Below are 15,474 nucleotides of genomic sequence, written 5' to 3' on the forward strand. Positions count from 1 at the left end.
CCGGCAATGGCCAAGCCCGTGATGGGGATGACTTTTGCGCGTCGGCTGCCGGTTCGGTCCTGCGAACTCACAGACGGCCCTTCCTCTTGTTACTGTGCTCTGCAGCGGTTTTCAGTCCGCCGGAGCTAAATGGGTTTTACTACTCGATGTAGAGCTTACCGCTATGGCGCACAAAAAGCGCACCAAACCCTCCGTGCGTCGGATGTCCACGAAGAAACTTTTTCCGAACACCCTACATCGAGTAAAAGTCTTTACTTAGTGGAAGGAATCGCCACAGGCACATGAGCCACCGGCATTGGGGTTGTCGATGGTGAACCCCTGCTTTGAGATGGTGTCTTCAAAGTCAATGCTCGCCCCGTCAAGGTACGGCACGCTCATCTTGTCAATGACAACTTCGACGCCGTCAAAATTCCGGACTGCATCCCCGTCGAGCATGCGCTCATCGAAGTACAGCTGGTAGATCAAGCCTGAACAACCACCGGGCTGAACGGCTACGCGCAAGCGCAGGTCCGTGCGGCCTTCCTGTTCAAGCAGGCTGCGTACCTTGCCAGCGGCTACATCGCTGATGAGCACACCGTGGGTGGCCAATTCGGTTTCTGCGGCAACAACAGGTGAAGAATCTTCTTGGACATTTGCGGTCATGGCTTTTCCTTACGTGAGGGTACTACTACATGCTACGTCGAGCCCGGCAGGGTCGCTAACTTGTATCAACAAGAAAGTCAGGCCCCGTGTTCCCCGAGCGCACCGGCGTTGATGGCGGCCAGCAGCAGTGCCTGCGAAACAATCGCCTTTTCAAAGTCACCCAGGTGCAGGGATTCGTTGGCACTGTGCGCCCTGGAATCGGGATCTTCGACGCCGGTCACGAGTATTTGGGCGTCCGGGAAGCTGACCTTGAGGTCGGCAATGAACGGTATGGAACCTCCCATTCCCGTCTCAACCGCCTTTACTCCCCACGACTCCCCCATGGCCCACAAGGCTGCCTGGGCTGCCGGGGCGTTCGTGTCAGTCGCGAACGGCTGGCCCGCCTCGCCGGGAAGGAAGGTGGCCTGGGCACCAAAGGGGGCATGGGCAGTCACATGCGCCTCAAGGGCGGCCATGGCTTCGGCCGGATCCTGGCCCGGCGCAATGCGAAGGCTGATCTTGGCCCGGGCGGCAGGCAAGAGTGTGTTGGAACTCATATCCACACTGGGAATGTCCATGCCAATGACGGACAGAGCCGGCTGGGTCCACAAGCGTGAGGCGAGGCTGCCGGTGCCAGCCAGGGACACGCCGTCGAGCACGGCAGCATCAGAGCGGAAAAGCTCCTCAGGGTAGTCAAGGGCCGCGGTGTCGGAGCTCGCCAGCCCCTTGATGGCCACGGAACCCTTCTCGTCGTGGAAGGTGGCGATGAGGCGCGCCAGCAGGGTGGGGGCATCCAGCAGGGGGCCACCAAACATGCCCGAGTGGACGGCGTGCCCGGTGACCCGCACCTCCACGGTGCCGTCAACCAGGCCACGCAGGCTGGTGGTCAGGGCTGGGATGCCAATCTGCCAGTTGGCGGAGTCGGCGACCACGATCACGTCGCCGGAAAGTAGTTCCTGGTGTTCCTTCAGGAAGTCGGCGAAGGTGGGTGAGCCGGCTTCCTCCTCCCCTTCAATGAAGAAGGTAACGCCGACGCCGAACTCCTCACCGAGTGTTGCGGTGATGGCACGGAACGCAGCAATGTGGGCCATGATGCCCGCCTTGTCGTCGGCGGCGCCGCGGCCATAGAGCCGGCCGTTGCGTTCTTCGGCGGTGAAGGGAGTGCTGTCCCAGAGTGCTTCATCGCCGGGAGGCTGCACGTCATGGTGCGCGTAGAGCACGATGGTGGGCTGGCCGGGGGCTGCGGGTTTTCGGGCGACGACGGCCGGCCCACCGGGGGTGCCATCCTCTTTGGGGACACGCAGGATCTGCACGTCGGCAATGCCTGTGGTGCGGATCAGGGCGGCGACAGCTTCGGCGCTGCGTTCAAGTTGCGCCGCGTCGAAGGCGTCCCAGGCGATGCCGGGGATGGCCACCAGGTCGATGAGCTCGGAGACGGTTGCGGGGAAGCTGGCGGCAACACTGCTGCGCAGCTCGGCGATGGGCAGCGCGCCGGTCAATTCCGGTGAGAGCTGCGGGCCTGCTGGTTCATGAAGGGTCATGTTTGCCAGACTACCGCGCCACGAATTCCCGGCGGCAAAGCCGGGCCGCTGTTCGGGGTATCCTTTATGGGTGTTTGGACGTAAGAAAGATCAAGCCCCCGACCTGCAGGTAACGCCTGTTTCCGACGAGCAGTCTGCCCGGTTCAAGGACCCGCAGTCAGCCAAGGGCGTGCCCACCCCTTCCCGGAAGGCGCAGGAAGAGGCACGCAAGCGCCCCCTCGTGCCCAACGACCGGGCTGCCGCCAAGGTTGCCGCCCGCGACGCCCGCCGTGAAGAGCAGGCTCGCATGCGCCGTGCCCTCGACACCGGTGAGGAGCGTTTCCTGCCGGCCCGTGACAAGGGTCCGCAAAAGCGTTACGCCCGCGATTACATCGATGCGCGCTTCAGCCTGGGCGAGTTTGTCATGTTCGCCGCCCTGGCCATCGTGTTGTTGACGGTGATCATCCCGGTGCGCAACGCCGACGGCACCTCCAACGATTCCCAGCTGATCATCTTCGGCCTGTTCTGGGTCATGGTCGCGTTTGTGGCAATCGACGTGTGGCTCATGTCCCGCAAGCTCAAGAAGGCATTGATCGCCAAGTTCCACACGATCGACTCCGGCGTTATCTGGTATGCGTGCATGCGATCCATGCAGTTCCGCCGCCTGCGCCTGCCCAAGCCCATGGTGCGCCGCGGGGAATGGCCCTCGTAGCCTCCCGTCAGTCAACGCACCCCCAGCACAACACGCCGGCCGCTTCCAAACGGAAGTGGCCGGCGTCGCACTTTAACGGTGTTAACTAGAGCCATGGAATATCGCTACCTTGGCCGTTCGGGCCTGAAAATCACTGAAATCACGTACGGCAACTGGCTGACCCACGGCTCCCAGGTGGAGAACGACGTCGCAACGGCGTGCGTACGTGCCGCACTCGACGCCGGAATCACCACCTTTGACACGGCAGACGCCTACGCCAATGGTGCCGCTGAGGAAGTCCTCGGCGCCGCCCTGGCCACGGAACGCCGCGAATCACTGGAGGTTTTCACAAAGGTCTACTGGCCTGTGGGGCCCAAGGGGCCTAACGACACGGGCCTCTCCCGCAAGCACATCATGGAGGGCATCAACAACTCGCTGCGCCGCCTCAACATGGACTACGTTGACCTGTACCAGGCGCACCGCTATGACCATGAAACCCCTCTCGAAGAGACCATCACAGCCTTCGCCGACGTGGTCCGTGCGGGCAAGGCGCTCTACATCGGCGTCTCGGAATGGAATGCGCAGCAGCTGCGCGACGGCCAGCGCCTGGCCCGCGAGGCCGGATTCGCGCTTGTCTCCAACCAGCCGCAGTACTCGGCGCTGTGGCGGGTCATTGAACCCGAGGTTATCCCGGCCGCCAAGGAGCTGGGCATGTCCCAGGTAGTCTGGTCGCCCATGGCCCAGGGCGTGCTGTCCGGCAAATACCGCCCAGGAGCCCCCCTCCCGACAGGCTCCCGTGCCACGGACGAACACGGCGGAGCCAACACCATCAAGGCGTTCCTCGACGACGACATCCTCACGAACGTGCAGAAACTGCAGCCCATCGCCAACGAACTCGGCCTGAGCATGCCCCAACTGGCGATCGCCTGGGTGTTGCAAAACGAGAACGTCGCCACAGCCCTGGTCGGTGCCTCACGCCCGGAACAGGTCGCCGAAAACGTGAAGGCGTCCGGAGTGACGATCCCGGCCGAACTCATGGCCGCGATCGACACCGCCCTGGCCCCGTCCATCGTGAATGACCCCGCCAAGACGGTCAGCCCACCGACCCGCGTGGCGTAACGGACACAAAACCGGCCCTGCAGTCGGGGTCCCGGAGCGAGGATGGATTTTCAAGGTCGCTCAGCGACCGAGGAAATCTTACTGCTCGCGAGGGACCCCGACGGAAGGGCCGGTTTTTTGTGTGTAGTTATTTGCGCAGGGCTGCCAATTCCTTGTTGATGCGGGCCGCCCAGAACGGTCCCTCATAGAGGAAGCCCGTGTAACCCTGGACGAGGGTTGCCCCGGCGTCGAGGCGTTCCTGGACGTCGGCGCCGGTTTCCACGCCGCCCACCGAGATCAACGTCAGGTGCTCGCCCGTGATGGACTTAAGCTGGCGCAACACGGCCAGTGAGCGGGCCTTCAGCGGTGCACCAGAGAGCCCGCCGGCACCCTTTTCCTGAACCATGGCGGCAGGGCTGGCCAGTCCGTCACGGCTGATGGTGGTGTTCGTGCAAATGATCCCGTCGAGCTTCAGTTCAAGGGCGAGAGCAGCCACGTCGGCCACATCCTCGTCGGCAAGGTCGGGGGCGATCTTCACCAGCAGCGGCACGTGGCGGCCGGCGGCGGCATCGGCGGCTTCACGGACCCCCGTCAGCAGTGGGCGCAGCGTGGCCACGTCCTGCAGGAGGCGCAGGCCGGGGGTGTTGGGGGAACTGACGTTGACCACCATGTAGTCCGCGGACGGTGCCAGGGTGCGGGCGCTGATGAGGTAGTCATCGAGCGCGTCCTCCAGTTCCACCACCTTGGTCTTGCCAATGTTCACACCGATGACGGGGCGCACACCCGGGTAGGTTTTACCCAGCCCGGCCAACGCCTGCTCGAGGCGCGGCGCAACGGCGGCTGCGCCGTCGTTATTGAAGCCCATGCGGTTGATGACGGCACGGTCCTCCACCAGGCGGAACAGTCGTGGTTGCGGGTTGCCGTCCTGCGGCTGGCCCGTGATGGTGCCGACCTCAACATGGCCAAAACCCAGGTTCGCGAGGGCGTTGATGCCCTTGCCTTCCTTGTCGAACCCTGCGGCCAGGCCGAACGGGGTGGGAAAGGTCAGGCCAAGAGCCTGCGTCGCCAGTGACTCTGGCGGTGTGAACATGCGGCGCAAAACGGCGCCGGCACCCACAGCATGGATCGCCTTGATCATGGAGAAGCCGATCTTGTGTGCCTTTTCGGCGTCCATCCAGGAAAAACAGAGCCGGAAAACTGTGGGATAAATTCGCATACCCCTAGTTTTCCGGTTCTGCGGCACAACTGCAAAACGCCTGCCCCCGATCCGTGACACCACACACCTCCCGCCCGAGGCGTTAGCATGGCCTCATGGACAGCAACGGAGCAGGGACATGGACGCAGGCCGACGTTGTTGTGGTGGGGGCCGGGCTCTCTGGGCTCGTGAGTGCGGCGGAGGCCTACAACGCCGGCCGGACGGTACTCATCCTTGACCAGGAGCCCGAGGCGTCCCTGGGCGGCCAGGCGCACTGGTCCTTTGGCGGGCTGTTCCTGGTGGACTCTCCCGAGCAGCGCCGCCTGGGCGTGAAGGATTCCGCCGAGCTGGCCCTGGCAGACTGGCTGGGCTCTGCCGACTTTGACCGCCCCGAGGACGCCTGGCCCCGCGCGTGGGCCGAGGCCTATGTTAACTTTGCCGCGGGTGAGAAGCGCGCCTGGCTGCACTCCCTCGGCGTGCGGCTCTTCCCGCTCGTGCAGTGGGCCGAGCGCGGCGGCTACGATGCCCAGGGGCACGGCAATTCCGTCCCGCGCTTCCACGTCGTCTGGGGCACCGGACCCGGCATTGTAGCCCCCTTCCTCGCCAAGGTGGAGGAAGGCGTGGCTGCCGGGAAGGTGCAGCTGGCCTTCCGCCACCGTGCCACAGAGTTGATGTTCGACGGCGGAAACGTCACCGGGGTGCGTGGGCAGCTGCTGGAGGAATCCGGCGTCGGACGCGGTGTTGCCAGCAGCCGCACCGTCTCGGGCGACTTCAGTGTGAGTGCCGGAGCCGTGATTGTGACCACCGGCGGCATTGGCGGAAACCATCCCATGGTTCGGGACCAGTGGCCCAACGGCGACGGCCCGGGCTACATGTTGACGGGTGTGCCGGCCTCCGTGGATGGCGAGTTTCAGCAGGCGGTGGCACGGGCGGGCGGCAACCTGATCAACACCGACCGCATGTGGCACTACCCCGAGGGCATCCACAACCCCGACCCCGTCTGGCCCAACCACGGCATCCGCATCCTCTCCGGCCCGTCGCCGCTCTGGCTCGACGCCACAGGGAAGCGGCTGCCAGTGCCGCTCTTTCCCGGCTTTGATTCCATCGGCACGCTGCGGCACCTGGAGACGACCGGGCACGACCATTCGTGGTTCATCTTGAACAAAACCATCATAAGCAAGGAGTTTGCCCTCTCAGGCTCCGAGCAAAACCCCGATCTGACGGGCAAGGACGTGAAGCTGCTCGCCAAGCGGGCCCTGCCGGGCGCGCCGGGTCCCGTGCAGAATTTCATCGACCACGGCGTCGACTTCCTGCAGGCCGGCACGGCACCTGAACTGGCTGCGAAGATGAACGCCCTGGTGGGCAGCGAGCTCATCGACCCGGCCGCCCTGCAGGAGACCTTGGTCGCCAGGGACAGCCAGGTGGAAAGCGGACTCGGCAAGGACACCCAACTCAATGCCATCCGTGAGGCCCGGCGCTTTGCCACGGACAAGTTGATGCGGGTGGTTCCTCCCCATCCCATGCTGGCACCCGAGCACGGCCCGCTCTTTGCGGTCCGCCTGACGACGCTGACCCGGAAAAGTTTGGGCGGGTTGGCCACGGACCTGTCCTCCCGTGTGCTGGATGCGGACGGCACACCCATAAGCGGGCTCTATGCCGCTGGTGAGGCTGCAGGCTTTGGCGGCGGCGGCATGCACGGCTACAGGTCGCTGGAGGGAACGTTCCTGGGTGGCTGCCTGTTCTCCGGCAGGATTGCCGGGCGCCACGCCGCAGGCGCAACCGGGGCATGAGCCGCCGCGAGCCGCGTTGGTCCCCGGACATCCTGGGCCCCGACTACCAAGCCACCTCATTGGTGGTGCCCATCAGGGAGCAGGGGGTTCAGGACGGCCACCCCAGCGGCAGCTACCGAGCCACGCTGGTCCGGCACCGGCCGGTACACCCGGCGCCACGGGAAGCCCCGGCTCCGCGGGCGCCCGTGCTGTTCATCCACGGCTGGAGCGACTACTTCTACAACACGAAGCTGGCCGAGTTCTTCACGGCCCGCGGCTACCCCTTTTATGCCCTTGACCTGCACAACCACGGCCGCAGTCTGGCCTCCCCTGAACTGGGCGGCTACGTGGCGGACCTGGCCGACTACGACGCTGAAATTCTGGCGGCCCACGAGCTGATAGCCAGTGAACACCCGTGCCCGGCGGGCGACCCAGCGGCGGTGCCCGGCACTGCCCCGATCATCCTGATGGGCCATTCCACGGGCGGGCTGATAGCCACGCTTTGGGCCCACCACAACCCGGGATATGTCAGCCACCTCATCCTAAACAGCCCTTGGCTGGAAATCCAGGGCGGCGCTGCCATCCGGCGCGCAGCCACTCCCCTCGTGCAATTGGCTGACCTGCGCCCGCTGATGCGCATGCGAGTGCCCGAGCGGTCCTTCTACTGGCGCGGCATCAGCAACGACGCCTACGGCGAATGGCCGGTGGACAAGGCGCTGCGCCCGCCGCAGGCCTTTCCCGTCCGGGCCGGCTGGATGAAGGCGATCCTGGCCGCCCAGCAAGAGGTGGCCAGAGGACTGAAACTGCCCATGCCGGTCCTCGTGCTGCTCTCTGCCAAGAGCATGCTGGGGCCTGTATGGAGCGATGCCATGCTGCGCGCGGACGTGGTCCTGGATGTCCGCTCGCTGGCCCTTCGGACACTCTCACTGGGCGACAGCGTGAGCCTAGAGCGGATCGAAGGCGCCCTGCACGAGGTGTTCCTGTCGAAGGAACCTGTGCGGGCCGAGGGCTACTCACGGCTGGCACGCTGGCTTCGCGGCTATGTTGAGTCGGCAGAACCAGTAATTTTATAACACAACCGCATTAAGTACGCCCGTGCCACATCCCACCGCGCCCGGGCTTACCGCTGTGTCTAGGCTTGCGCGGCCGCGTCCACGGCCCCGCCATAGCGCCTGTCCCGGCGCGCATACTCGTCGACGGCAGCCCAGAGCGTGCGACGGTCGACATCGGGCCACATGGTGTCCATGAAGATGAACTCCGCGTAGGCGGACTGCCACAGCATGAAGTTTGAAAGGCGCTGCTCTCCGCTGGAGCGCAGGAACAGATCAACATCGGGCGCCTCGGGCACGTACAGGTACTTCTGCACGGTCTTCTCGGTGACCGACTTCGGGTTCAGCCGTCCGGCCGCAACATCGGCGGCGAGGGCCGCAACGGCGTCGGCAATTTCGGCACGGCCGCCGTAATTAACACACATGGTCAAGGTAATAACGTCATTGTCCTTGGTGTGCTCCTGAGCTTCCTCCAGCTCCCTGATCACCGAGCCCCACAGCTTGGGTCGGCGCCCGGCCCATCGAATACGTACACCCCACGCGTCGAGTTGGTCACGCTGGCGTCTTAATACATCCTTGTTAAATCCCATGAGGAAGCGCACCTCTTCGGGTGAACGCTTCCAGTTCTCGGTGGAGAAGGCGTAGACGCTGACGTACTTGATGCCCATTTCAATGGCACCCGCCATGACGTCCAGCAGTGCCGGCTCACCGGCTTTGTGACCTTCCACCCGGGGCAGGCCACGCTGGTTGGCCCACCGGCCGTTGCCGTCCATGACAATAGCAACATGGGCTGGCACAAGCTCGCTCTGAATGGCGGGAACTGTGACCCCTGAGGGGTGCGGCCAGGGCGCCACCACCGGCGGTTTGGATTTACTGCGGCTGCTACGTTTGACGGCCATTGTTGTTTACACACGCTCCACAAGTTTCAGGGAACGCACCGTGCGTTCCAAATGCCATTGCACATATCCTGCCACCAAACCTGCAGCCTCACGCCGATGAATGGGCGCGGAGGAATCGGCGCCCGCCCAGTCACCGCTGAGCAGGCTGCCAAGCAACATCATGGTTTCAGGCGCCGGTGCCGGCGATCCTGGCGGGCGGCAGTTGTGGCAGACTGCACCGCCCAGGGACGCATTGAACGCCCCGTGGGGGCCGGGCTCACCGCAGCGGGCGCACTCGGAAAAGCTTGGTGCCCAGCCCGCGATTGACACGGCCCGCAAAAGGTAGGAGTCCAGGATCAGTTCCGCTGCGTGCGCGCCCCGGCTCAGGGAGCCCAGAGCCCCCACCAGCAGCAGGTAATGCGAGGTTGAGGTCTCCCCGTCAACATCTGTCAGCCGTTCGGCCGTTTCCGCCATGGCGGCGGCCACCACGTAGCGGTCATAGTTGGCGGCGATGGCGTCCCCATAACTGGCCCTGGCCACGGCCTGTGTGACGATGTCCAGGGAGCGGCCCTTGACCAGTTGCAGGTCGGCCACCATGAAGGGTTCCAGCCGGGCGCCGAATTTGCTGCTCGTGCGGCGCACACCCTTGGCCACGGCGCGCAGCTGCCCGTGGTGGTGCGTCAGCAGCGTGATGATCCTGTCTGCCTCGCCCAGCTTGTGGGTGCGCAGCACCACAGCATCGTCCCTATAGGTGCGGGAGGCAAAAGATCGATTGGACACCCCTCCATTGTCCCATCATTGCCCCGCTTGCCGGCACTGGCACACCGGCCGTTTGCGGCTGGGACACAAAACACCCCGGCAGCAAACCATGGTTGGTTCGCTGCCGGGGTGCGGGTGTGCGGGTGTGCGGGTGTGCGGGTGTGTCAGGCTTTCAGCGTGCCCGGTCTGCGTCAGGCGGCGCGGGAGTCCCGGATGGCCCGGTTGACGGCGGAGATGACTGCCTTCAATGACGACGTGGAGGTGTTGGCGTCAATGCCTACGCCCCACAGCACGCGCTCGCCCACAGCACATTCCACGAAGGCTGCTGCGCGGGCGTCGCCACCTTCGGACAGGGCATGTTCGGAGTAGTCAAGGACGCGCACGTCCATGCCGTCCTCGGAGAGGATGGCCAACAGGGCGGCGATGGGGCCGTTGCCGGTTCCCGTGCGTTGGTGTGCCACGCCGTCGATGATCAGTTTGGCACCCAGGGTGACCTCACCGTCGTCGTCCGTTGAGGTGGTGAACGGGCCAATGCGGTACCGGCCCCACTGTTGGCCTGCATCCTCGGCCGGCAGGTACTCGTCCTTGAAGATGGTCCACAGCTGGGCGGCACTGACCTCGCCGCCAACAGTGTCGGTGCGCTGCTGGATGACGCCGGAGAACTCGATCTGGGCACGGCGCGGCAGGTCCAGGCTGTGCTCGTTCTTCAACAAATAGGCCACACCGCCCTTGCCGGACTGGGAATTCACCCGGATGACTGCCTCGTAGCTGCGGCCCAGATCCTTCGGGTCGATGGGCAGGTACGGGACAGCCCAGGTCTGGGCGTCGACGTCGACGCCGGCGGCGGCCGCGTCCGCTTCCATGGCCTCCAGGCCCTTCTTGATGGCGTCCTGGTGCGATCCTGAGAATGCTGTGAACACCAGGTCACCGCCATAGGGGGATCGCTCGGGCACGGGCAGCTGGTTGCAGTACTCAACTGTGCGGCGCACTTCGTCGATGTCGGAGAAGTCGATCATGGGGTCCACGCCCTGGGTGAACATGTTCAGGCCGAGGGTGACGAGGTCGACGTTGCCGGTGCGTTCACCGTTGCCAAACAGGCAGCCTTCGATCCTGTCGGCACCTGCCAGGTATCCGAGCTCGGCTGCGGCCACGCCGGTGCCGCGGTCGTTGTGCGGGTGCAGGGACAACACGATGCCCTCACGCGGGTGCAGGTTGCGGCTCATCCATTCGATGGAGTCCGCGTAAACATTGGGGGTGGCCATTTCGACCGTGGCGGGCAGGTTGATGATGACCTGGTTGTCGGCCGATGCCTCAAAGATGTCGGCGATGGCATTGCAGACGCGCAGTGCATACTCGGGTTCGGTTCCGGTGAAGGACTCCGGCGAGTACTCGTAGGTGATCTGCGTGTCGGCGAGTGTCTCTTCATACTTCTTACACAGGCGGGCACCCTGCAGGGCGATGTCCAGGATGCCGTCCTCGTCCTGCTTGAACACGACGCGACGTTGCAGCACGGACGTGGAGTTGTACAGGTGCACGATCGCCTGCTTGGCACCGATCAAGGACTCGTACGTCCGCTCGATCAGGTGTTCACGGGCCTGGGTCAGGACCTGGATGGTGACGTCGTCGGGGATGTGGCCACCGTCGATGAGCTGGCGGACAAAGTCAAAGTCCGTTTGTGAGGCCGAAGGGAAACCGACCTCAATTTCCTTGAAGCCCATCTTGACCAGCAGCGCAAACATTTTCATCTTGCGGCCGGGGCTCATGGGGTCGATCAGCGCCTGATTGCCGTCGCGCAAATCCACTGCACACCAGCGCGGGGCCTTGGTGATGACCTTGTCAGGCCAGGTGCGATCGGGCAGATTGACCGTGATCTGGTCCTGAAACGGGAGGTAACGCTCTACGGGCATTCCGGAGGTTTTTTGCGCATTTCGCATGGAAGATGACCCTTTACTGTTGTTCAACGAATTGGGAGGCCGGCCGGGCAACACAAACACCGCAGCGAGGGTGGCCATGGTCCGAATCGACAAAATTCAACAGGTTCTAGGCCTCGCCGCGGCAGCTAAGGAGAAGCATTCCAGTGCGCACATTTTTACCCTAGCACGGCACGTAGGATGATGGTGAACGAACTCACGTTGCGGGTTTATGCCCGGTACGTAAAAACTGCTGACCCATGAAGGGGAACCGATTCTCTTGACCCATTCCGGTATCAACCTCGCCCACATTGACCCAAACACCCGGCCTCAGGATGATTTGTTTGACCATGTCAACGGTGCCTGGCTGGAAGCGGAGGTGATTCCGGCGGACCGTGCCCTGACAGGTTCCTTCATCACCTTGCGCGATGACTCCGAGGCCGCTGTCAAGGCCATCATTGAACACGCCGGAGCAGAAGCGGACAGCGCAGGGGCGGCCAACCCCCTGGCTGCCAAGATCGGTGCACTCTACGCCGGGTTCATGGACGAGGCCGCCATCGACGCTGCCGGCGCGACCCCGCTGGCACAGAAGCTTGCCGCCATTGACGCGGCGGACTCCATCGACGCGCTGGCACGGCTCATGGGCGAGTTTGACCGCACGGGCGGCAGCACCTTGTTTGGCGCCTATGTAAATAACGACGCCGGAAATCCGGACCGCGCGCTGCTGCACCTTTTCCAGGCCGGGCTGGGGCTCCCCGACGAGTCGTACTACCGCGAGGAAAAATTTGAGTCGGTGCGCACCGCGTATGTGACACACGTGCAGACCATGCTGGAGCTTGCCGGCGTGTCCGATGCCGCCGCCAAGGCACCGCGTGTCATGGCGTTGGAGACCGAGATCGCGGCCACCCACCTCGACAAGGTGTCATTGCGCGATCCGCAGAAGACCTACAACCTGATGGACCGTGCCGCAACGCTGGCGTTGCTGCCGGAGTTGGAACCCTGGCTGGAAGCCTTGGGCATCACTGCGGAGCAGAGCGCCGAGCTGGTTGTTGCAACACCCGGATTCTTCACCGGCCAGCAGGCACTGCTGGTGGCGGAGCGCTGCCCTGACTGGCAGGCCTGGCTGTCCATGCGCACCATCTCCAGCCTGGCTGGTTACCTGTCGCAGGACTTTGTTGACGCGAATTTCGCCTTCTACGGCACCACCCTGAGCGGCACCCCCGCCATCCGGGACCGCTGGAAGCGCGGGGTCGCCCTGGTCGAGGGTGTCCTGGGCGAGGCGGTGGGCGAACTCTACGTCGCGGAGCACTTCCCCGAGTCCCACAAGGCGCACATGGAAAAGCTCGTCGCCAACCTGATCGAGGCCTACCGTTCCAGCATCAACGAGCTGGACTGGATGAGCAGCGGCACCAAGGAAAAGGCACTTGAGAAGCTGGCTGCCTTCACACCCAAGATCGGTTACCCGGCCAAGTGGCGTGACTACTCCACCCTGGAGATTGTGGCCGGTGACCTGCTGGGCAACATTGAGCGCAGCAACGCCTTTGAACTGGCCCGCCAGCTGGCCAAGATCGGCGCACCGATCGACAGGGAAGAGTGGCTCATGACACCCCAGACCGTCAACGCCTACTACAACCCCACCATGAACGAAGTGGTGTTCCCGGCCGCCATCCTGCAGCCTCCGTTCTTCGATGCCGAGGCCGACGACGCCGCCAACTATGGTGGCATCGGTGCCGTCATCGGTCACGAGATCGGGCACGGCTTTGACGACCAGGGCTCACAATTTGATGGCACGGGTGCCCTGCGCAACTGGTGGAGCGATGAGGACCGGGCAGCGTTTGAGAAGCTCACAGCAAAGCTCGTGGAGCAATACAACGACCTGTCACCCGCGGCCGCCCCCGGTGAGAAGGTCAACGGCGAGCTGACCTTGGGCGAGAACATTGGCGACCTTGGCGGCCTGGCCATCGGATTCAAGGCGTACCAACTGAGCCTGGACGGCGCGGAACCGGCAATCATTGACGGGCTGACCGGGGCACAGCGCTTCTTTTATTCATGGGCTGAGTGCTGGCGCACCAAGATCCGCCCGGAAGAGGCACTGCGCCGGCTGACCATTGACCCGCACTCCCCCGCCGAGCTGCGCTGCAATGCCGTGGTCAGCAATCTTGACGCCTTCCACGAGGCCTTCGAGACCACACCCAGCGACAAGATGTGGCGCGAACCTGCCGAACGCGTCAGCATCTGGTAGCAGTGACGGTGGCGAACAACTAAAACAAATGGCAATGGCGACCCGGATCCCCGGGCCGCCATTGCCATCACTGTCCAACCACAAGGTCAGCGCGGGTACATGTCCGGGTTGACGGTCAGGCACTGGCCGGGTTGATCGGCCGTACTGGAGACAATTTTCTCCGGGACCACCGTGGTGCCGTATTCGGTGCCGGACACCCAGTCGCTGCCCACCAGCAGGCGCACGCCAACAATGGTCGGGTCGGAGACCACGGCCGTTTCGGGCAGCTTGAACAGGGCCGCAACATCGGCGGCAACATCGGCCATGTCGGCACCGTAAAGCACCCGGGTTTGCGCCTCCGCCGGCACGTCACCCACGCTGAAGGTGTTGGTGAAGCCGTCAGCGGCCAGCAGCTGGATGAGTTCCATGCTCCGGCCCACCAGGGATGAGGCGTTGGCGATGGATATCGGCTGGAGTGCCTTATCGTAGGCCGGGACTTCGGTGGCCGGGTCCGTGGCCGGATCAGTTTCTGCACCGGGCGTTTCCGTGCCGGGGGTTTCCTCCGGGGCCGCGGGCTCCGGCGTGAGCGAGGTGCCATTGCGCAGGGCGGCAAAGAATTGTGCGGCGTCTGGCTCCAAAAGCTGGACCTTGTTGTTGTCGCCCACGTACGCCGCAGTGGGAACTGTGACAAACGCCACCTGGGCAAGATCAATCTTTGCCAGGCGCGTGGCAATGCCCACCATGGAGGGAATGTTGGCCAGGCCCTGGTCGATGGTCAGGTTCCTTGTGACCACGTCGGCCAGGTTATACAGTTTGGGCAGGTTGGTCAGGGTGCCTTCGCTCTTGACCTTGCGGATCATGGAGCCGAGGAAATACTGCTGGGCCTGGATGCGGGAAAGGTCACTGGCATCACCGAATGAATGGCGGGTGCGCAGGAACTGCAAGGCTTGTTCCCCCGAAATCCAACTGTTGCCTGCTGGCAGCACCAGCCCTGACCCTGGGTTGTCATTCAGAGCGTGGTCGATGCATACTTCCACGCCACCTAGGGCTGTTGAGAGTTCCTTCACGGCGGTGAAGTCGGCCAGCATGAAGTGGTCGATGGTCAGCCCGGTGATGTCATTGATCGCCGCAACGGTGCATCCCGGCCCCGCCTGAAGGGAGGCGTTGAGCTGGCCCGCCAACGACCCTGCGATGACGCCGTTGCCGTCGGCACTCTTGCAGTCCGGGATGGGGACCATCAAATCGCGTGGAAAACTGGTGACGGAGACGCGGCTGTTGTCGGCTGAAATGTCCATCAGCAGCATGACATCGGCGTTGCCCTCGCCGGTGGAGTCATCGGCCGTACCGTACTCGCTGTTGGCTCCGGCTCGGGTGTCGGTGCCCATGATCAGGATCTGCAACGAGCCTGTCTGCTCGGCCTGCGGCTGGTTGGAGGACTTGTTGCCGATCCCCACGTTTAGTTCTGCCGTGGTCACGTTGGTCTGCAGCTTGTAAAACAGCAGGCCTGCGGTTCCCAGACCGAGCACCACGACGGCCGAGAGCGTCAGTGCCGTGATCCGCAGCCACAGTGAGGGCTTCTTCGCCGGCTTGAAGTGCCTGCCGACCGGCCCTGCTGAGCTGCGGGGTCCACTGCGTGGGGTGCTGGCAGCTTTCGCTTGCCCCGTTTCGGCACGGCGACGCCCCATGGATGAACCTTTCACAGACAATAATGACTTTGACGAGTTTAGCGAGCAAAACTGGGAACATCCCCAACGCCGCGCGCT

The 15,474-nt window shown here is 63.9% G+C and carries 12 protein-coding genes; 5 read left to right on the forward strand and 7 right to left on the reverse strand.

Features of this window, described 5'->3' with window-relative positions:
* Positions 1–255: 255 nt before the first annotated feature.
* Entirely contained in the window at positions 256–642 is a 387-nt protein-coding gene (locus tag art_RS04100) for an iron-sulfur cluster assembly accessory protein (protein WP_038462623.1), read from the reverse strand.
* Between the two features lie 77 nt (positions 643–719).
* Positions 720–2,162 (reverse strand): dipeptidase, encoded by a 1,443-nt coding sequence (locus art_RS04105; protein WP_052135981.1) that lies wholly within the window; start codon positions 2,160–2,162, stop codon positions 720–722.
* 70 nt (positions 2,163–2,232) lie between these two features.
* Between art_RS04105 and art_RS04110 the strand changes: the two genes are divergently transcribed.
* Together art_RS04110 and art_RS04115 are read left to right on the forward strand one after the other, a co-directional pair.
* On the forward strand, positions 2,233–2,853 hold the full coding sequence (locus art_RS04110) for a DUF3043 domain-containing protein (RefSeq protein WP_038468635.1): 621 nt from the start codon (positions 2,233–2,235) through the stop codon (positions 2,851–2,853).
* Between the two features lie 93 nt (positions 2,854–2,946).
* Positions 2,947–3,951 carry an aldo/keto reductase family protein gene (locus tag art_RS04115; protein WP_038462625.1) on the forward strand — a complete coding sequence of 335 codons (1,005 nt, stop codon included), beginning with the start codon at positions 2,947–2,949 and terminating at the stop codon, positions 3,949–3,951.
* A gap of 127 nt (positions 3,952–4,078) precedes the next feature.
* On the opposite strand, the gene art_RS04120 is transcribed toward art_RS04115, so the two are convergent.
* Positions 4,079–5,146 (reverse strand): quinone-dependent dihydroorotate dehydrogenase, encoded by a 1,068-nt coding sequence (locus art_RS04120; RefSeq protein ID WP_038462627.1) that lies wholly within the window; start codon positions 5,144–5,146, stop codon positions 4,079–4,081.
* Between the two features lie 95 nt (positions 5,147–5,241).
* On the opposite strand from art_RS04120, the gene art_RS04125 reads away from it, so the two are divergent.
* Both art_RS04125 and art_RS04130 read left to right on the forward strand, forming a co-directional pair.
* Entirely contained in the window at positions 5,242–6,915 is a 1,674-nt protein-coding gene (locus art_RS04125) for an FAD-binding dehydrogenase (RefSeq protein WP_038462629.1), read from the forward strand.
* On the forward strand, positions 6,912–7,967 hold the full coding sequence (locus tag art_RS04130) for an alpha/beta hydrolase (protein ID WP_038462631.1): 1,056 nt from the start codon (positions 6,912–6,914) through the stop codon (positions 7,965–7,967). Before art_RS04125 ends, art_RS04130 begins: the two co-directional genes overlap by 4 nt.
* 59 nt (positions 7,968–8,026) lie before the next feature.
* Here art_RS04130 and art_RS04135 read toward each other — a convergent pair whose 3' ends face one another.
* From art_RS04135 to leuA, 3 genes are all read right to left on the reverse strand, one after another.
* Positions 8,027–8,842 (reverse strand): isoprenyl transferase, encoded by an 816-nt coding sequence (locus art_RS04135; RefSeq protein WP_038462634.1) that lies wholly within the window; start codon positions 8,840–8,842, stop codon positions 8,027–8,029.
* A gap of 6 nt (positions 8,843–8,848) precedes the next feature.
* Positions 8,849–9,601, reverse strand: a complete 753-nt coding sequence (gene recO, locus art_RS04140; protein WP_038462636.1) for a DNA repair protein RecO — start codon at positions 9,599–9,601, stop codon at positions 8,849–8,851.
* Between the two features lie 170 nt (positions 9,602–9,771).
* Entirely contained in the window at positions 9,772–11,514 is a 1,743-nt protein-coding gene (leuA, locus tag art_RS04145; protein WP_038462638.1) for a 2-isopropylmalate synthase, read from the reverse strand.
* A gap of 256 nt (positions 11,515–11,770) precedes the next feature.
* On the opposite strand from leuA, the gene art_RS04150 reads away from it, so the two are divergent.
* The gene (locus art_RS04150; protein ID WP_038462640.1) at positions 11,771–13,732 is read left to right on the forward strand and encodes a M13 family metallopeptidase; all 1,962 of its coding nucleotides are present in this window, start codon (positions 11,771–11,773) and stop codon (positions 13,730–13,732) included.
* A gap of 86 nt (positions 13,733–13,818) precedes the next feature.
* On the opposite strand, the gene art_RS04155 is transcribed toward art_RS04150, so the two are convergent.
* Complete coding sequence (locus art_RS04155) at positions 13,819–15,396, reverse strand: LCP family protein (RefSeq protein ID WP_038462643.1); 1,578 nt, start codon at positions 15,394–15,396, stop codon at positions 13,819–13,821.
* Positions 15,397–15,474: the final 78 nt, after the last annotated feature.

Source organism: Arthrobacter sp. PAMC 25486, from assembly GCF_000785535.1.
Taxonomy (GTDB): domain Bacteria; phylum Actinomycetota; class Actinomycetes; order Actinomycetales; family Micrococcaceae; genus Specibacter.